Source organism: Sinorhizobium sp. CB7, from assembly GCF_041357635.1.
GTDB lineage: Bacteria > Pseudomonadota > Alphaproteobacteria > Rhizobiales > Rhizobiaceae > Rhizobium.
In genome coordinates this window covers 1-17,975 of the sequence record NZ_JAULLL010000004.1, presented here as the reverse complement: position 1 = coordinate 17,975, position 17,975 = coordinate 1, and the positions used below count along the sequence as shown (strand labels likewise).

The following is a 17,975-nucleotide window of genomic DNA, read 5'->3' as shown; positions in this document are numbered from 1 at the left end:
AAGAGTTGGAGCGGTTCGGCGATTCCATGAAAAGCTGAACCGCTCCACGTGGTGCTGACCGATCGGCTGCGATGTCTGTATCGGCGTGCAGATTGAGGGAGATCATAGTGAAAACGGCGGGCGATCGAAAATTGTCTTCTTCGAGCCGAGGCGAAAATGCGGCCTTGCTGTCAAACGGTCGCTATAGCGTGCTGATCACCGAAGCCGGCGCGGGCTATGCGAGTTGGCGAAACGCCGACGTGACGCGGTGGCGCGAGGATCCTACACGGGATTGCTGGGGACAGTTTTGCTACGTCAGGGATCTTTCCGATGGCCGCACCTGGTCCATCGGACGACAGCCAATTTTAACCCCTCCAGATGTCTATCAGCACGACTTTCATGGTGACAGGGCTGAGTTCCGTTGCCGTCACGAAGACATCGAGACAAGTTGGACGGTTTCAGTTGCTCCGGATGAGCATGCCGAAGTTCGGCTGCTGACGATCGTGAACCACGGCCAGGGCAAGCGAAGCCTTGAGTTCACCAGCTATGCCGAAGTCTGCCTGAACGATCGCCGGGCGGATATGGCGCATCCGGCATTTGCCAAGCTTTTCGTGGAGACCAGTTACGATGAAGCTACCGGCGCCCTGTTTGCGCGTCGAAGGCCGCGCGCCGCAGGAGAGGATGCGCTCTGGGCAGTTCACGTTTCATCGTCGACCGAAAATGTCCAGGATACGATCGACTACGAGACCGACAGGGCTAAGTTCCTTGGACGCGGCCGCACGCCCGCCAATCCCGTTATTCTCGATGACGTCATGCCCCTTTCCAGGACGGTCGGACCCGTCCTCGATCCCGTCTTCTCGCTCAGGCGGCGGGTCGATCTGGAGCCGGGCGCGACCGCTCGCCTGTCCTTCGTGACGGGAGCCTCCAACAGCCAGGCCGCCGTGCAGGCAATCGCCGAGAGATATTCGATGATCGACGCGGCAGACCGGGCGCTTTCCGGCGCCCTTAGCGCCTGTCAGCGGGAACTTGCCGCCCTGAAGGTGACTTCCGGAGAAGTTCCCCTGCTCAACCGGCTGGCCGGGAGCATCGTATTTGCTGATCCCGCATTACGGGACGAGGATGCGGTCAGAGCGAACCGGCTCGGCCGTGCAGCGCTTTGGGCTTTGGGGATATCAGGGGATCTTCCGATCGTGCTGGCGCGCGTCTCCGCTGACGAGCATGCGGCTTTCGTCAACGATCTGCTGCGCGCGCAGATTTTTGCTCGGCATCGAGGTTTGCAATTCGATCTGGTCTTCTCCGATGAGGGCGACAGCGATAGCAGCAGCCGGTTGAGCGAGGAGATCCGGGCCGGTTCGAATGGCAAGTTTCTGGGCAAGCCGGGAGGAATATTCGTGCTGCCCGAAGCGGCGGCTTCAAACGAGCAATTGACAGCCGTCGCGGCTGCCGCGCGCGTCGTCCTCTCCGGTGGACGTGGTTCGCTCGCCAACCAGCTCGCTCGTCGATCGGCGCCGGCCTCCGTTCCGGTGCAGACGGTGCAAACACGGCCCTCGGCGAAAGTCGAAACAGCTCGCTCCGTTCCTGTTGCGAACCTCGCCCACTGGAATGAATTCGGTGGTTTTGGTCCTGACGGGCGCGAATATGTCATTGTCATCGATAGCAAAAGTTCGCGTGGCAGAGCCTTACCGCCGGCGCCCTGGACGAACGTCATTGCGAATCCGGATTTCGGCTGTCTGACGACGGAGGCTGGCTTTGGATATAGCTGGGCGGGCAATAGCCAGATGAACAGGCTGACGCCCTGGTCGAACGATCCTGTTTCGGACGCACCGGGCGAGGTGGTGTACGTGCGTGACGAGGAGTCCGGGGAGATCTGGACGCCCACACCCTTGCCCTGCGGACCAAGTACTGTGGTGACCGTTCAGCATGGCCAGGGATATAGCCGGTATATCTGCGACAGCGATGGCCTTCATCATGAGCTTACAGTGCATGTGCCGTCGAAGGATCCGGTCAAGATCATCCTGCTTTCGCTGAGGAACGATGACAACAGGAGCCGTCGCCTGACTGTGACCCATTTCGTCGAATGGGTCCTTGGAACCCACCGCGAAAATGCCGCGATGCAGGTCGTCTGTGAACGGGACGAGGAGACGGGAGCCATCCTGGCGAAGAACGCCTGGGCAGGTGATTTCGCCGGAAAGATGGCCTTCACGGCGGCAGGTCAGACCGCGCGATCCGCGACCGCTGATCGGACCGAGTTTCTTGGCAGACATGGCTCGGCAGCTCGACCGGCAGCACTTGACGGATCCGATTTGGCCGGACGTTTCGCTCCGCTGCAAGACCCTTGCTCAGCGCTGATGGTGGAGCTCTCTCTGGCTCCGGGCGAGAACAAGGAGGTCGTCTTTGTGCTTGGGCAGGCGGGCGATCTCGAAGAGGTTCGCCGGCTCGTCGGTGCCTATGCCCGAGCCGATAGGGCGCACGTGAGTCTCGCCGCTGCTGTCGGTCAATGGGACGGCATGCTGGGCGCGCTTCAGGTTTCGACGCCAGACTCAGCCTTGGATCTAATGATGAACCGATGGCTGCTATACCAAGTCCTCGCCTGCCGCGTCTGGGCGCGCACGTCCAACTACCAGTCCGGCGGCGCCTACGGCTTCAGGGACCAGCTTCAGGACGTCATGGCTCTGGTCCACTGTGCACCTGGCGAGGCGCGCGCGCAGATCCTGCGATCGGCCGCCCGACAATTCGAAGAGGGCGATGTACAGCACTGGTGGCACCCGCCGTCCGGCGTGGGAGTCCGTACCAGGATCACGGACGACCTCTATTTCCTGCCGCTGGTCGTTCATCACTACGTTTCCACAACTGGCGACGTGCAACTGCTCGACGAGATGCTCCCCTTCGTCAGTTGGCCGGTACTGGAGGACGATCAGGAGGAACGCTTCGGCGTGCCGGACACCAGCGAGCGGACGGCCACCGTCTACGAGCACTGCATTCTGGCGCTGGAACATGGCTATCGGCTCGGCAGTCACGGTCTCCCGCTCATGGGAACGGGCGACTGGAACGACGGCATGAACAAGGTCGGAGCGGGCGGCAAGGGAGAAAGTGTGTGGAACGGATGGTTCTTTGTCACGGTGCTCGACGCATTTTGCGCAATTGCCGTTTCGCGCGGTGATGACCAACGCGCCGCTTGGTGCCGCGAGCGAGCCGAAGGCTTGAGGGGGGCACTGGAAGACAAGGCCTGGGATGGGGCCTGGTACCTTCGTGCCTTTTTCGACGACGGAACGCCGCTCGGCTCGCATCTGAACGACGAGTGTCAGATAGACGCGATCCCTCAGGCATGGGCAGTTATCTCGGGCCGCGCCGATGCTGAGCGGGCAAAGCAGGCAATGGAGGCCGTCCATGATCGTCTGGTCCGCGAGGAAGACCGGTTGATCAAGCTTTTCGAACCCCCCTTCGACAATGGCGCGCTGCAGCCGGGCTACATAAGGGGCTATGTCCCGGGCATCCGCGAAAATGGCGGGCAATACACGCACGCGGCTACCTGGGTCGTTCTGGCCACGGCGCTGCAGGGCGATGGCGATCGCGCCTTGAAGCTGTGGAACCTGATCAATCCGATCTATCATGCGGCGACGGGTGACCAGGTCGAGCACTACAAGGTGGAGCCCTATGTGGTCTGCGCCGACATATACGGTGCACCACCACATGTCGGCCGTGGCGGCTGGACCTGGTACACGGGATCGGCCGGCTGGCTCTATCGCGTCGCGCTGGAAGCCATTCTCGGCTTTCGAAGGCAGGGAGCGGTCCTGCGGTTTGAACCATGCGTACCGGCCGGCTGGCCGGGATACGAGCTGAAATACCGATACGGATCGGCGACCTACCAGATTCGTTTCGACAATTCCGCAGGGACCGGTCGGGGCGTGTCGGGCGTCGTGCTGGACGGCAATCCCGTGGCCGATGGAGCCTTGCCGCTCCAGGACGACGGGCGCGTTCATGACGTCCAGGTGACATTGGGGACGCGGCCATGAAAGAGATCAGCCTCGGCGACGCCGATCTCAATCGACTGCCGACCGATCAGGACCTGGCCCGGCTCCAGTTCACCACACTGCTCTACTACCTGCATTGCACCAATCCCGATAACGGGCTGGTTCGCGACAAGACCGAGCCGCACGCGCCGGCCAGCATCGCGGCGATCGGCATGGCGCTCGCAACCATTCCCGTCATTGTGGAGCGCGGCGTCATCATCCGGGAATTTGCCGCGAAGATAACCCGCAGGCGCCTGCGATACCTGATGTCCTGTCCGCAGGGACCGGAACCGGACGCCTCCGGATACAAGGGGTTCTTCTATCATTTTCTCGACATAGAGACGGGTCGGCGTGTGTGGCAATGCGAGCTCTCCACGATCGACTCGGCTTTTCTGTTTGCCGGCGCCCTGACGGTTGCCACCTATTTCGACCAGGACACGGCCGACGAAGTGGAGATACGCGAGCTTGCCAATGCGCTCTACGAGCGTGCCGATTGGAATTGGGCACGGGACCAGGGAGCGACGCTGACGCATGGTTGGCATCCTGAACCGGGTTCATCCCCTATCGCTGGCGCGGCTATGACGAGGGCCTGCTTCTCTACATTCTCGGGCTCGGGTCGCCGACCCATCCATTGCCCCCCGAAAGCTATGCCGCCTATACGGAAAGCTATGAATGGAGAAATATCTACGGCCGCGAGCTCCTCTATTCGGGACCGCTTTTCACCCATCAGCTGTCGCACATGTGGATCGATTTTCGGGGCATCCGCGACGAATTCATGCGTGATCATGACAGCGACTATTTCGAAAACAGCCGGCATGCAACCTATGTCCAGCAGGAATACGCGATCCGCAATCCGCTGGACTTCGCCGGATATGGCGAACATTGCTGGGGCTTTACCGCCTGTGACGGACCCGGCTGGATCAACCGGCAGGTCGACGGCGTGGAGAGGAAGTTCTTCGACTATATCGCCCGCGGTGCCCCCTTTGGGCCGGATGACGGCACGGTGGCGCCATGGGTCGTAGTGGCCGCTCTGCCCTTCGCACCGGAGATTGTCGTGCCGACGGTGCGTAATTTCGCGCGGATGAATCTAGGCATGACAAAGCTTTACGGATTCAAGCCATCGTTCAATCACACCTTCACCGTGGAGGACAGCTCGGTCGGCTACTGGGTGACGCCCTATCATTTCGGCATCGACCAGGGGCCGGTCGTTCTTATGATCGAGAATTATCGAACAGCTCTGCTCTGGAATATCATGCGATCATGCCGGCCGATTGTGACGGGGCTGCGTCGTGCCGGATTCTCCGGCGGCTGGCTCTGACGGCTTGCGGGACGCCCCGTCGGAGCCGGTCATTCGGCCCATTCCGCATCGGCAGTGAAGGCGATTGTCAGCCAGCGATTGACGCTCTCGTCGCCGATTGCCGCGCCGATCTCGTCGCGGACGGCGTCCCACTCCTCGACGCTTTTGGGCGGCAGACCCGGCGGCACGATGAAATAAAGTTCGATCTGTGTGGCGCGCCCGACCTTTGCGACATAGGCGCGGTAGGAGAGGAACCCCATCCGACGCACGGTCTCGGCGGCGACGTGATCGACATGCGCCTTGAGGTCTACGGGCGTGATCAGCAGGATATCGGAGAGCGCCTGCCACACCGTGCCGACTGGCAGCGGGATGATAACGAGACAGACCAGCGCCAGGACGACCGGATCGACATAGGGCGAGAGCCAGCCGGCGGAGGTGCCTTCCAAAGCGTATCCGATGATGAAGGCGACGAGCAGGGCAAGCGTAATGCCGCCCGACATGATCCAGGCCTTGACGTCCAGCGCGACGAAATCCGATTGCAGCCTGCGGTTCACCCGCCTTCCGGCCGCGGCCATGATCGTGCAGATGGCGAGCGTGACTGCGGCATAGACGATCGCAACGCCGAAGCGAAGATCATGGCCGCCGTTCATGATGTTGATGATGGCGTTGATCAAGGCATAGATCGCGACCGCAATCAGCAGGGCACCGTTCAGCATGAGCACGATCGGCTCGAGATGCCAGAAACCCATGGTGAAGCGGTTGCGGATCCTGCCGGACATCGCATCGCCCCGCGCAGATCTGACGATGAGGCTGGAAACCCAGAGCGCGAGAATGGTCATACCGGCATCGGCAAGCGAATAGACCCCGTCAAAGGCGATGGAGAAGGATCCGGAAACGAGACCGAAGACGATGCCGAACAGGGCGACTATGACAGTGGCGACGATCGAAGCGCGCAGGAAGCCTTGCTCACTCCACATTTTCACCTCCGGGGGTGGTTTGCCCGACCCCTCGAATCCGCCGGCACGACGGTCGCAGGTCCAACTGCGGAGCATTTTAGCGCTTCCGCCACCGCAGCGGGCAATTTTCGGTATGCCGGGGGAGATTATCTGCACAGCGAGGCATTCAGCCAGCCTCAAAGCGATCGCTCAAGCTCCTCCCAGAGGCTTTCGGCAAAACTGCGCAGGACTGTGAATTCAAAACGATCGTGGCCGGTTCGGGCAATCTGTACCGACACATGGCCGAAGAGCGTCATGGCTGCGTGACCCTCGGCGAACGCGTCCGAGTCAGTATCGATGGCGGTACCCTTGGCAAGCACCTCAGCGGCACGGGCGCCCGAAAGTCCGATGCGAACCCTGCCGTGGCTCTGGTCCGAGACAAAGGCCCTGCCCTGCAAGATCCTTGCAAATTCCTTCACCTCGGATGATGCCACGCGTTCGTCGCCGGCAATGAACCACTGCCGGAATCCCGCGGCCCGGATCGAGCTCGCCGGGAAACCGCATTGTGCCAATACCTGCGCCAGAAATGCCGCATCCACCGCACCCGATACATGAAGTAGGTGGCCTTCGGGACTCGCCTCTAATTGGACGTCCTCGCCGCGGACGGTGGTCTTTCCGGTCAAGGCTGGCCTGTGTTCGGGGAAATCAGACATGGAGCCTCTCGTTTTCGGGATCGACAAATACCGGATTGCAGAGCACGGCCTCGGCAAATTCCTTGCGCAGTCCGTTCCAGACGATCACCTTTTCGCCAATGCGATCCGGTCCGCGCTTGACGAGCGCCAGCCCGATCGTGTGGCCGAGGCTCGGCGAGTAGGCGCTGGAGGTAACATAACCCTGATCGTTTTCGAGGGTCGCTGCGGCGCCGTCAGCAAGGATATGAGCGCCGGTGCGAAAGCTCGCCGCCGGATCGAGCGGCTTGACGCCGACGAGACGCGGGCGGTCGTCTGCCTGCAGTCCCTCGCGGCTCAGCATCGCCTTGCCGATGAAGTCGGCCTTCGAGGCAGAAACCATCCGGTCGAATCCGAGGTCGTGCGGCGTCACGGTGCCGTTGATTTCCGCGTGGGTGACATGGCCTTTCTCAATGCGCATGACCCCGAGCGCTTCGGCGCCATAGGGGCAGATGCCGTGGTTTTCGCCGGCCGCCATGATGGCATCGGCCACCCACTCGCCGTAGCCGGCGGGAACGGCGAGTTCGTAGGCGAGCTCACCGGAGAAGGAGATCCGGAAGAGCCGGCCTTCGAGCTTCCCGCCGAAGAGACTGACTGCGCGCGCACTCATGAAGGGGAACGCCGCGTGGGAAATATCCTCGTCGATAATACTCGACAGAATGGCGCGCGACTTCGGCCCTGCTATCGCCATCTGCGCCCACTGATCCGTCGATGAGGCAAGATAGACATCGAGCTCCGGCCAGAGCGTCTGGGCGCAGAATTCCAGATGGGCGAGGACACCGGCGGCAAGCGCCGTGGTCGTCGTCATGAAGAAATGATCGTCGCCGAGCCTGCTGGTGGTGCCGTCGTCATAGATGAAGCCGTCTTCGCGCAGCATGATGCCGTAACGCGCCTTGCCGACGGGAAGCTTGGCGAAGCCGTTGCAGTAGATCCGGTCGAGGAAGGTGGCGGCATCCTTGCCGAAGATTTCGATCTTGCCGAGGGTCGAGACGTCGCAGATGCCGGCATTGTTCCGGATATTCAGGACTTCGCGGTCGACGCTTTCGCGCCACGTCCTCTCGCCTTCGCGGGGGAACCAGGACGAACGATACCAGAGACCCGTCTCGACGAAGACCGCGCCATTCTTCTCGGCCCAGCCGTGCAGCGGCGATTTGCGGGCAGGCTGGAAGTGCTTTCCGCGCGCGGAGCCGGTCAGCGCGCCGAAGGATACGGGCGTATAGAAGGGGCGGAAGGTCGTGGTGCCGACCGTCGCCGGCGAGACGCCGCGCGCCTGCGCCAGAATGCCGATCGCATTGATGTTGGAAAGCTTGCCCTGGTCGGTCGCCATGCCGTTGGTGGTGTAGCGCTTGGCAAGCTCGACATGGCCGTAACCCTCGCGAACGGCAAGGCCGAGATCCTTGAGGTGGACGTCGTTCTGATAGTCGACGAAAGCCTTGCCCTTGCCGCCCTTGACGTACCAGAGCGGCTTTGGTGTCGCTGATGCATCGGCAACGGGGGCGAAGGCTGGCTCTGCCTTGGTGAAGCCGATCGCTTTCAGTGCGGTCACAGCTTTCTCGGCTCCATCGCCGAGACATGCCGCGACTGTGGCAAGGCCGGCGGCGGAGCCGGCAACAGCCAAACCCTCCTGTATTGGCGGCGCCAGAAAGGCCGATTTTTCATCCGACCATTGCGGCTTGCCGCCGCGATGGCAGGCAAGATGAATGATCGGGCTCCAGCCGCCGGACATGGCAAGTGCATCCGCCTCGATCTTGCGCACGCCGCTTATGGTTTCGATGGTAACGTGGCTGAGGCGTTTGCCGCCATGTGCATCGAGGACGCGGGAGCCCTTCAGCACCTCGGCACGGCCGGCCCAGCCCTCATCCGCATCCTCGCGGCTGTCGACGATCGCCGCGACCTCCACACCCGCAGCCTCGAGATCGACCGCGGCGCGATAGCCGACGGCATTGGTCGTGAAGACCACGCTGCGCGAACCGGGCGCAACAGCTTGCCGGTTCAGATAGCTGCGCACGGCTCCCGCCATGATGACGCCCGGAATGTCGTTGCCGCCGAAGACGAGCGGACGTTCTTCCGCACCGGTCGCAAGAACCGCCTGTCTGGCGATGATGCGCCATAGCCTTTCCACCGGGCGGCCCGGATCGGGAGTCGCCACATGCTTCTGCACGCGCTCGACCGCGCCGAAGACATTGTCGTCATACCAGCCGAACACCGTTGTACGGGGCATGAGACGGACATTCGGCAGGTTCTCGAGCTCGGCCAGCAGTTCAGTGAGAAGGCTGGTCGCCGGCTTGCCGTCAATTATCCCCGTCTCGGCAAGCAGGTTGCCGCCGAGTTCGAAGCCCTCGTCGGCGAGGATGACGCGTGCTCCCGCACGGCCCGCCGTTACGGCGGCGGCAAGCCCGGTCGGGCCGGCACCGATGACGAGCAGATCGCAATGCGCCCAGCTTTTCTCGTAGCTGTCCGGATCGGCCTCATAGGAAGCCCTGCCGAGCCCGGCCGCCTTTCGGATCAGAGGCTCGTAGAGTTTTTCCCAGAGGGCTGCCGGCCACATGAAGGTCTTGTAATAGAAGCCGGCGCCAAGAAACGGGGAAAGCAGCCCATTGACCGCGCCGACATCGAAGCCGAGCGACGGCCAGCGGTTCTGGCTTCGCGCACTCAGGCCTTCGTAAAGCTCGATCATCGTGGCGCGGCTGTTCGGCTCGGTCCGGCCGCCGCTGCCGGTCGTCACGAGCGCATTCGGCTCGGCAGCGCCTGCCGTCAGGATGCCGCGCGGACGATGATATTTGAAACTGCGCCCGACGAGTTGGATGCCATTGGCAAGCAGGGCCGAGGCGAGCGTGTCGCCAGGGTGGCCTGCGAGCACCTTGCCGTCGAAGGCGAAGCCAAGCGAGGTGGCGCGGTCGATGCGGCCGCCGGAGGAAAGACGGAAACTGGTCATGCCCGGTCTCCGCCAAGCTTCGAAAATGCGGCGTCGTGGACTTCATAGATCGCATGGGAGACGGTATCGCGCTCGACGATCAGCCAGCGACGGCATCCGGAGACATGATGCCAATATTCGCTATGCCGGCCTCGCGGATTGTCGCGCAGATAGACATAGTCGAACCAGGCATCGGCACCGGCTTCGGGCGCCGGCCGGACGGCGCTCGCCGCTCCGCGGATGGAGAACTCCTCCTTGGGACGCGGACCGCAATGGGGGCAGGAAATCAGGCTTGCCATCGTCAATGGTCCCTAGTGAAGATTGGGCTGGGCGCCGACGCCCTTTTCGTCGATCAGATAACCGCGCGCAAAACGGTCCAGGCGCAGCGCGCGCGCAGTCTCATGCGGTGCGTTTCGCGCGATCAGATGGGCGTAACAGAAGCCTGAAGCCGGCGTCGCCTTGAAGCCGCCATAGCACCAGCCGGCGTTGAGATAGAGATTGTCGATATGGGTGCGGTCGATGATCGGCGATCCGTCCATGCTCATATCCATGACACCGCCCCAGGAGCGCAGGTAGCGGACACGCGACAGCGCGGGGATCATCGCGAGGCCTGCTTCGGCCACATGTTCGACCGCTGCGAGATTGCCGCGTTGGGCATAGGAATTATAGCCGTCGATATCGCCGCCGAAGACTAAGCCGCCCTTGTCCGATTGGGAAACGTAGAAATGGCCGGCGCCGAATGTCACGACGGTATCGATGAACGGCTTCAACCCCTCAGAGACAAAGGCCTGCAGCACATGACTTTCAATCGGCAGGCGGATGCCGGCCATGTCGGCGACCACGGTCGAATTGCCGGCTGCGGCCAGTGCCAGCTTGCCGCAGCTGATAAACCCCTTGCCGGTGTCCACACCCGTCACCCGGCCGTTCTCCATGCGGATGCCGGTCACCTCGCAATCCGTAATGATGTCGACGCCCCGGCTGTCGGCGCCGCGGGCATAGCCCCAGGCGACGGCGTCGTGGCGAACCGTGCCACCACGCGGCTGAAAGAGGCCACCCATGATGGGGAAACGGGCATTGTCGAAATCCAGGAAGGGCAGCATCCTGCGCACGGCCTGCCGGTCGAGAAGCTCGGCATCGACGCCGTGCAGGCGCATGGCGTTGCCGCGCCGGGTGTAGGCGTCGCGCTGGGCATCGGAATGGAAGAGGTTCAGCACGCCGCGCTGCGACACCATGGCGTTGAAATTGAAATCCTGCTCCAGCCCTTCCCAGAGCTTCATCGACAGTTCGTAGAAGGGATTGTTGCCCGGCAGCAGATAGTTGGAGCGGATGATCGTCGTGTTCCTGCCGACATTTCCCGAGCCGAGATAGCCTTTTTCGAGAACCGCAACATTGGTGATGCCGAATTCCTTGGCCAGATAATAGGCTGTCGAAAGGCCATGGCCGCCACCGCCGACGATGACGACGTCATAATGCGGCTTCGGCGCGGGACTGCGCCAGGCGTGTGCCCAGTCCCTGTTGCCGCCGAGGCCCTTCAGAAAGATCGAAAGTGCGGAATATCGCATGGTCATATCCGAAAAAGATGTCCCATGATGGCAGATTGGTGCGGAACGACTTGCACATTTAGGACATAAAACACTAGAAAAGAGACATGGCCTCCAGCGACATCAAAAGCGTCCACAACATCGGCTTCATCCTCGTGCCGGGGTTTGCGCTGATGTCCTATGCCTCGGCAACGGAACCGCTTCGAGCGGCAAATCTTATTGCTGGCCGCGAGATATACCGTCTCTCAATTTTCTCTGCGGACGGCTCGGCGGTATCTTCGTCGTCCGGTGCCATTGTTCCGGCCGAACCGTTGCCGTCTCGTGGCGCCGGCCTCGACATGGTCTTCGTCTGCGCCGGCGGTTCGCCGCGCGATTGGCATCATCCGGCCGTGCATGCCTGCCTGCGGCAGCTGTCGCGCGAGGGCGTTCGGATTGGCGGCATTTCCGGCGGTCCCTATCTGCTCGCAGCCGCCTGGCTGCTTGCCGGGCGTGATTTCACCATTCACTGGGAACATGCGCCGGCGCTGCTGGAAGCCTTTCCCGACCTGACGCCGCGCCAGGCACGCTTCGTCATCGACGGCAACCGCATCACCTGCGGCGGCGGCATTGCACCGCTCGACATGATGCATGCGCTGATCGCCGAGCACATGGGGGCCGATTTCGCCCGTCGCGTCAGCGACTGGTATCTGCACACCGAGATCGGCGAGCCGGCGGCGCCGCAGCGCGCATCGCTTGCGGAGCGCTACAGCCTTCACCACCCGGGTCTGCTCGCCGTGCTGGCCAAGATGGAAGAGACGATCGAGACGCCCCTTGATCGCGCGGCGATGGCCCGGATTGCAGGCGTCACGGCCCGTCACCTCGACAGGCTTTTCGCCATCCATCTCGGCACGACCTTCCTCGAACAGTACCGCCGCATCCGGCTGCAGCACGCGTTACGGCTTCTACGCCAAAGCCCGCTTTCAATCTCCGAAATCGCCGTTGCGACCGGCTTTTCCAGCGTCGGCCATTTCTCGCGCCTGTTTCGCGAGACCTATGGCCGCGCCCCCCGCGATATGAGACTGGGCTAGACTTTCTTCACGGTTGAGGAAATTTCACTACGGCGATAGTGTGATTATTTTAGAGATCATCCGGCGCCGAAGGAAAATCGAATGAAAAGCAAGCCCAAAGCGGCCGAGCATCAGGATCAGACGCATGGCGGCAGGCCCGCCTTCACACAGAATCCGCATGCCGTTCGTGAGCCTAAGGAAAACAACCTCGAAATGGCGATCGGCCACGAGGTTCGCGCCTACCGCAAGAACCTTGGCATTACGGTGACGGATCTGGCAGCTGCAACCGGCATTTCGCTCGGCATGCTGTCTAAGATCGAAAATGGCAACATCTCGCCTTCGCTGACGACGCTGCAATCGCTGTCGCGTGCGCTCGGCGTGCCACTGACCGCCTTCTTCCGCCGCTATGAGGAGCCGCACAACGCTGTCTTCGTCAAGGCTGGAGAGGGGATTGAACTCGAACGTCGCGGCACACGCGCCGGTCATCAATATAATCTGCTCGGCCACATCGACAACAATAACAGCGGCGTCATTGTCGAACCCTATCTGATCACTTTGACGGCGGATTCGGATGTCTTCCCGACCTTCCAGCACGAAGGCATGGAGTTCCTCTATATGCTGGAAGGAGAGGTCGTCTACCGTCACGGCGACCAGCTTTATCCCATGCAGCCGGGCGACAGCCTGTTCTTCGATGCCGACGCGCCGCACGGGCCGGAAGTGCTCGTCAAACTGCCGAGCCGATACCTCTCGATCATCTGCTATCCGCAACGCGGCAAGAATGAGTGACTTGCCTTAAAGGAAAAAATTATTCTTGCGAGTTGAAATTGCAAAAAAGACCTGTTACTCCTTTTGCCGATGCGAACGGAGGGTCTGGTCATGTGCGGAATTGTGGGTCTCTTCCTGAAGGACAAAAGTCTCGAGCCACAGCTGGGGACGCTTCTGTCGTCCATGCTCGTAACGATGACGGATCGCGGGCCTGATAGCGCCGGCATCGCAATCTATGGCGAAGCCAACGGCAGCAAGGCTAAGATAACAATCCAGTCCGCCAATCCCGAAAGCGATTTCAACGATCTCGAGGATGATCTCAGAAGGGCGCTCGACGCTGCCGTCGCGATCGAGCTCAAGAGCACGCATGCCGTTATCACCTTGCCAAAGGACCTGCTGGAAGAAGGGCGCGTCGCCATCTCCAAGCTGCGGCCGAACGTGCGCATCATGAGCAGCGGCGATACGATCGAGATCTACAAGGAGACTGGCCTGCCGAAGGACGTCGTCTCCCGCTTCGCGGTCAATGCGATGTCCGGTACGCATGGGATCGGCCATACACGCATGGCCACCGAATCGGCCGTGACCACGCTCGGTGCCCATCCCTTCTCGACCGGCTCCGACCAGTGCCTCGTGCACAACGGATCCCTCTCGAACCACAACAATCTGCGCCGCGAACTGAAGCGCGACGGGATGACCTTCGAGACCGAAAACGACACCGAGGTCGCGGCCGCCTATCTCACCGCCGAAATGGCCAAGGGTAAGAATCTCGGCCAAGCGCTGGAAGGCGCGGTCGATGATCTCGATGGTTTCTTCACCTTCGTCGTCGGCACCAAGTCGGGCTTCGGCGTCGTACGCGACGCGATCGCTTGCAAGCCGGCCGTCATGGCCGAAACCGACCGCTACGTGGCTTTCGGTTCGGAATATCGCGCGCTCGTCAACCTGCCTGGCATTGAAGCCGCGCGCGTTTGGGAGCCAGAGCCGGCGACCGTCTATTTCTGGGAACGCTGAGAACGACGTCGGCGACTTTCACCCCATCGGCTCGATTTCATTTCAGGACGACTATATGCCTAAATTCGATCTTGCGGTGACACCGCTTCGTGACCTTAACCAGGCCCTGCACGACATTGCGCCTGGTGACAACGACCTCCAGTTCGAAATCGTCAATCCGCGCGGCCACCATGCCGTCGCTGCCGGTGTTCATGCGCCCGTCAGCATCGATATCCACGGCAGCGTCGGCTATTACTGCGGCGGCATGAATGACGAGGCGGTGATCACTGTGCACGGCTCGGCAGGCCCCGGTGTCGGCGAAAACATGATGTCCGGCCGCATCATCGTCAAAGGCGATGCCAGCCAATATGCGGGTGCGACCGGCTGCGGCGGCATGCTCGTCATCGAAGGCAATGCCTCCTCGCGCTGCGGCATTTCGATGAAGGGCATCGATATCATCGTGCGCGGCAATATCGGCCATATGTCCGCTTTCATGGCTCAGGCGGGCAATCTCGTCGTGCTCGGCGATGCCGGCGAGGCGCTGGGCGATTCCCTTTACGAGGCCCGCATCTTCGTGCGTGGCAAGGTCCAGAGCCTCGGAGCCGACTGCATCGAGAAGGAGATGCGGTCCGAACATATCGAGCTGCTTGGCAAGCTGCTCGAAAAAGCTGGCATCACCGATGCCAGGCCCGAGGAATTCAGCCGCTACGGCTCCGCTCGCAAGCTCTACAGCTTTCACGTTGACAATGCCGACGCCTATTGAGACAAATCGAGGTCTTTCATGAGCTATCACAACCCGCCCACAAAGCCTCGCCTTTCGGCTACGTTCGACGAGTACACCATGTCGGAAATCCGTCGCGCAGCGGCGACCGGAATTTATGACATCCGCGGCGGCGGCGCCAAGCGCAAGCTGCCGCATTTCGACGACCTGCTCTTCCTCGGCGCCTCGATTTCCCGCTATCCGCTGGAGGGTTACCGCGAGAAATGCGGCACCAATGTCGTGCTCGGCTCGCGATATGCCAAGAAGCCGATCGAGCTGAAAATCCCGATCACCATCGCCGGCATGAGCTTCGGCTCGCTTTCCGGTCCGGCCAAGGAAGCGCTCGGCCGCGGTGCCACGATCGCCGGCACCTCGACGACCACTGGCGACGGCGGCATGACGGAGGAGGAGCGCGGCCATTCGCAGCTGCTCGTCTATCAATATCTTCCCTCGCGTTACGGCATGAACCCGCGCGATCTGCGTCGCGCCGATGCGATCGAGATCGTCGTCGGCCAGGGGGCAAAGCCCGGCGGCGGCGGCATGCTGCTCGGCCAGAAGATTTCCGACCGCGTCGCCGAGATGCGCACTTTGCCGAAGGGCATCGACCAGCGTTCGGCGAGCCGCCATCCGGACTGGACGGGACCGGACGATCTGGAAATCAAGATCCTGGAGCTGCGCGAGATCACCAACTGGGAAAAGCCGATCTACGTGAAGGTCGGCGGCGCGCGGCCCTATTATGATACCGCCCTTGCGGTCAAGGCCGGCGCCGATGTCGTCGTGCTCGACGGCATGCAGGGAGGCACCGCCGCGACGCAGGAGGTCTTCATCGAGCATGTCGGCATGCCGACGCTCGCCTGCATCCGTCCGGCCGTCCAGGCGCTGCAGGATCTCGGCATGCACCGCAAGGTCCAGCTCATCGTCTCCGGCGGTATTCGCAATGGCGCGGATGTCGCCAAGGCGCTGGCGCTCGGCGCCGATGCCGTCTCGATCGGCACGGCCGCCCTCATCGCCATCGGCGAGAACGACCCGCGCTGGGCGGGCGATTACGAGGCATTGAACACGACGGCTGCTGCCTATGACGACTGGCATGAAGGCAAGGACCCGGCCGGCATCACCACGCAGGATCCGGAACTGATGAAGCGCGTGGATCCGGTCGCCGCCGGCCGCCGGCTCGCCAACTACCTCAAGGTCATGGCGCTGGAGGCGCAGACGATTGCCCGCGCCTGCGGCAAGAACCATGTCCACAACCTGGAACCCGAAGATCTGTGCGCTCTCACGATCGAAGCATCGGCGATGGCGCAGGTACCGCTCGCGGGAACGAGCTGGATACCAGGGAAGGGAGGCTACTGATTTCTACCGGCCGGGCAAAACGACCCGGCCGTCCGCATTCATAACCAAAGTGTCTCGAAGAAATCCAAAGGGGAACGAGAATGACACTGGATCTTGCTGCCTTTGCCAAGGACAAAGGCATCAAATATTTCATGATCAGTTATACGGACCTGTTTTCCGGACAGCGCGCCAAGCTGGTGCCGGCGCAGGCGATCGCGGGCATGCAGGAGGAAGGTGCGGGCTTTGCCGGTTTTGCCACCTGGCTCGACATGACGCCCGCCCATCCCGATCTTTTCGCCGTACCGGACGCCGCCTCCGTTATCCAGCTGCCATGGAAGAAGGACGTCGCCTGGGTCGCGGCGGACTGCATGATGGAAGGCGAACTCGTCGCACAGGCCCCACGCAACGTCCTGAAGAAGCTCGTCAGGCAGGCCGAGGCCGAAGGCCGACGAGTCAAGACCGGCGTCGAGGCCGAATTCTTCCTGATCACGGCGGACGGCGAGCAGATCTCCGATGGCCGGGATACGGCGGAAAAACCCTGCTATGACCAGCAGGCAGTGATGCGCCGCTATGATGTCATCGCCGAGATCTGCGACTACATGCTGGAGCTCGGGTGGGGCGCCTATCAGAACGACCACGAGGACGCCAACGGACAGTTCGAAATGAACTGGGAGTTCGACGACGCGCTGAAGACGGCCGACAAGCACTCCTTCTTCAAGTTCATGGTCAAGTCGATCGCCGAGAAGCACGGCTTGCGCGCGACCTTCATGCCGAAACCCTTCAAGGGTCTGACGGGTAATGGCTGCCATTGCCATATCTCCGTCTGGGACAACGAGGGCACGACCAACATCTTTGCCGACAAGAGCAGGGAATTCGGCCTTTCGGCGGAAGGCAAGCACTTCCTCGGCGGCATCATGAAACATGCCTCTTCGCTTTCCGCGATCACCAATCCGACGGTCAATTCCTACAAGCGCATCAATGCGCCGCGAACGATCTCCGGCGCCACATGGTCGCCGAATACGGTCACCTGGACCGGCAACAACCGCACCCACATGGTGCGTGTGCCGGGTCCCGGACGCTTCGAGCTGCGCCTGCCGGACGGCGCGGTCAATCCCTACCTGCTGCAGGCCGTCATCATCGCGGCCGGCCTCGACGGCATCCGCAACAGGGCCGATCCGGGTCCGCACCACGACATCGACATGTATGCGCAGGGCCATCTGGTGAAGGATGCTCCGCGCCTGCCGCTGAACCTGCTCGATGCGCTGCGTGCCTATGATGCCGACGAAGGCCTCAAGGAAGCGATAGGCTCGGAGTTCTCAGCTGCCTATCTCAAGCTCAAGCATCAGGAATGGAACTCCTACTGCTCGCATTTCACGCAGTGGGAACGCGACAGCACGCTCGATATCTGAGCGGACGGCTCCACGGAATGAACGCACGGGCCGGAGTTCAAAGCTCCGGCGCCGATGTCGATATGCGCGTGCCTCTAAGGGCGGAGGAAGAGACAGCATGAAGAACTTTGTTCTGACCGTATCCTGCAAGTCGACACGCGGCATTGTCGCGGCGATCTCCGGCTATCTGGCCGAGCAGGGCTGCAACATCATCGACTCGTCGCAGTTTGACGATCTCGACACCGGCAAGTTCTTCATGCGCATCAGCTTCATCTCCGAGGAAGGCGTCGGGCAGC

13 protein-coding genes and 1 pseudogene are annotated in these 17,975 nt (G+C 61.9%); 9 read left to right on the top strand and 5 right to left on the bottom strand.

The window, feature by feature from the left end; all coding sequences use genetic code 11:
• The first annotated feature begins 107 nt into the window (after positions 1-107).
• A complete protein-coding gene (locus AAE029_RS09160; RefSeq protein WP_371072521.1) occupies positions 108-3,992 on the top strand; it encodes a GH36-type glycosyl hydrolase domain-containing protein in 3,885 nt (1,294 codons plus the stop codon).
• Positions 3,989-5,307: pseudogene (locus AAE029_RS09155) on the top strand (glucoamylase family protein). Before AAE029_RS09160 ends, AAE029_RS09155 begins: the two are co-directional and overlap by 4 nt.
• 29 nt (positions 5,308-5,336) lie before the next feature.
• Here AAE029_RS09155 and AAE029_RS09150 read toward each other — a convergent pair.
• The 5 genes from AAE029_RS09150 to AAE029_RS09130 all read right to left on the bottom strand — a co-directional run bounded on the left by AAE029_RS09150 (position 5,337) and on the right by AAE029_RS09130 (position 11,425).
• Complete coding sequence (locus AAE029_RS09150) at positions 5,337-6,263, bottom strand: cation diffusion facilitator family transporter (RefSeq protein WP_371072520.1); 927 nt, start codon at positions 6,261-6,263, stop codon at positions 5,337-5,339.
• A 155-nt stretch (positions 6,264-6,418) separates the two neighbouring features.
• Entirely contained in the window at positions 6,419-6,934 is a 516-nt protein-coding gene (locus tag AAE029_RS09145; protein ID WP_371072519.1) for a sarcosine oxidase subunit gamma, read from the bottom strand.
• Complete coding sequence (locus AAE029_RS09140) at positions 6,927-9,884, bottom strand: sarcosine oxidase subunit alpha family protein (protein ID WP_371072518.1); 2,958 nt, start codon at positions 9,882-9,884, stop codon at positions 6,927-6,929. Before AAE029_RS09140 ends, AAE029_RS09145 begins: the two co-directional genes overlap by 8 nt.
• Positions 9,881-10,162 carry a sarcosine oxidase subunit delta gene (locus AAE029_RS09135; RefSeq protein ID WP_371072517.1) on the bottom strand — a complete coding sequence of 94 codons (282 nt, stop codon included), beginning with the start codon at positions 10,160-10,162 and terminating at the stop codon, positions 9,881-9,883. The genes AAE029_RS09140 and AAE029_RS09135 overlap by 4 nt, the downstream gene beginning before the upstream one ends.
• Before the next feature lie 12 nt (positions 10,163-10,174).
• Positions 10,175-11,425, bottom strand: a complete 1,251-nt coding sequence (locus AAE029_RS09130; protein ID WP_371072516.1) for a sarcosine oxidase subunit beta family protein — start codon at positions 11,423-11,425, stop codon at positions 10,175-10,177.
• A gap of 86 nt (positions 11,426-11,511) precedes the next feature.
• Between AAE029_RS09130 and AAE029_RS09125 the strand changes: the two genes are divergently transcribed.
• The 7 genes from AAE029_RS09125 to AAE029_RS09095 form a co-directional block, all read left to right on the top strand.
• Complete coding sequence (locus AAE029_RS09125) at positions 11,512-12,471, top strand: GlxA family transcriptional regulator (protein ID WP_371072515.1); 960 nt, start codon at positions 11,512-11,514, stop codon at positions 12,469-12,471.
• 81 nt (positions 12,472-12,552) lie between these two features.
• Positions 12,553-13,236: a helix-turn-helix domain-containing protein gene (locus AAE029_RS09120; protein ID WP_371072514.1), complete on the top strand. Its 684-nt coding sequence runs from the start codon at positions 12,553-12,555 to the stop codon at positions 13,234-13,236.
• Between the two features lie 90 nt (positions 13,237-13,326).
• Positions 13,327-14,223 carry a glutamine amidotransferase family protein gene (locus tag AAE029_RS09115; RefSeq protein WP_371072513.1) on the top strand — a complete coding sequence of 299 codons (897 nt, stop codon included), beginning with the start codon at positions 13,327-13,329 and terminating at the stop codon, positions 14,221-14,223.
• A gap of 55 nt (positions 14,224-14,278) precedes the next feature.
• Complete coding sequence (locus AAE029_RS09110) at positions 14,279-14,965, top strand: protein GlxC (protein ID WP_371072512.1); 687 nt, start codon at positions 14,279-14,281, stop codon at positions 14,963-14,965.
• An 18-nt stretch (positions 14,966-14,983) separates the two neighbouring features.
• Positions 14,984-16,312: an FMN-binding glutamate synthase family protein gene (locus AAE029_RS09105; RefSeq protein WP_371072511.1), complete on the top strand. Its 1,329-nt coding sequence runs from the start codon at positions 14,984-14,986 to the stop codon at positions 16,310-16,312.
• Positions 16,313-16,392: 80 nt separating this feature from the next.
• Positions 16,393-17,700: a type III glutamate--ammonia ligase gene (gene glnT / locus AAE029_RS09100; protein ID WP_371072510.1), complete on the top strand. Its 1,308-nt coding sequence runs from the start codon at positions 16,393-16,395 to the stop codon at positions 17,698-17,700.
• Positions 17,701-17,797: 97 nt separating this feature from the next.
• Positions 17,798-17,975, top strand: a 178-nt coding sequence (locus AAE029_RS09095) for an ACT domain-containing protein (protein ID WP_371072843.1), incomplete at its 3' end; no start/stop codon positions are given.

Bases quoted from the DNA above. Each gene is read 5' to 3' on its own strand.
- AAE029_RS09150 (WP_371072520.1), bottom strand. From the start codon at position 6,263: ATGTGGAGTGAGCAAGGCTTCCTGCGCGCTTCGATCGTCGCCACTGTC.
- AAE029_RS09145 (WP_371072519.1), bottom strand. From the start codon at position 6,934: ATGTCTGATTTCCCCGAACACAGGCCAGCCTTGACCGGAAAGACCACC.
- AAE029_RS09140 (WP_371072518.1), bottom strand. From the start codon at position 9,884: ATGACCAGTTTCCGTCTTTCCTCCGGCGGCCGCATCGACCGCGCCACC.
- AAE029_RS09135 (WP_371072517.1), bottom strand. From the start codon at position 10,162: ATGGCAAGCCTGATTTCCTGCCCCCATTGCGGTCCGCGTCCCAAGGAG.
- AAE029_RS09130 (WP_371072516.1), bottom strand. From the start codon at position 11,425: ATGCGATATTCCGCACTTTCGATCTTTCTGAAGGGCCTCGGCGGCAAC.
- AAE029_RS09125 (WP_371072515.1), top strand. From the start codon at position 11,512: ATGGCCTCCAGCGACATCAAAAGCGTCCACAACATCGGCTTCATCCTC.
- AAE029_RS09120 (WP_371072514.1), top strand. From the start codon at position 12,553: ATGAAAAGCAAGCCCAAAGCGGCCGAGCATCAGGATCAGACGCATGGC.
- AAE029_RS09115 (WP_371072513.1), top strand. From the start codon at position 13,327: ATGTGCGGAATTGTGGGTCTCTTCCTGAAGGACAAAAGTCTCGAGCCA.
- AAE029_RS09110 (WP_371072512.1), top strand. From the start codon at position 14,279: ATGCCTAAATTCGATCTTGCGGTGACACCGCTTCGTGACCTTAACCAG.
- AAE029_RS09105 (WP_371072511.1), top strand. From the start codon at position 14,984: ATGAGCTATCACAACCCGCCCACAAAGCCTCGCCTTTCGGCTACGTTC.
- glnT (WP_371072510.1), top strand. From the start codon at position 16,393: ATGACACTGGATCTTGCTGCCTTTGCCAAGGACAAAGGCATCAAATAT.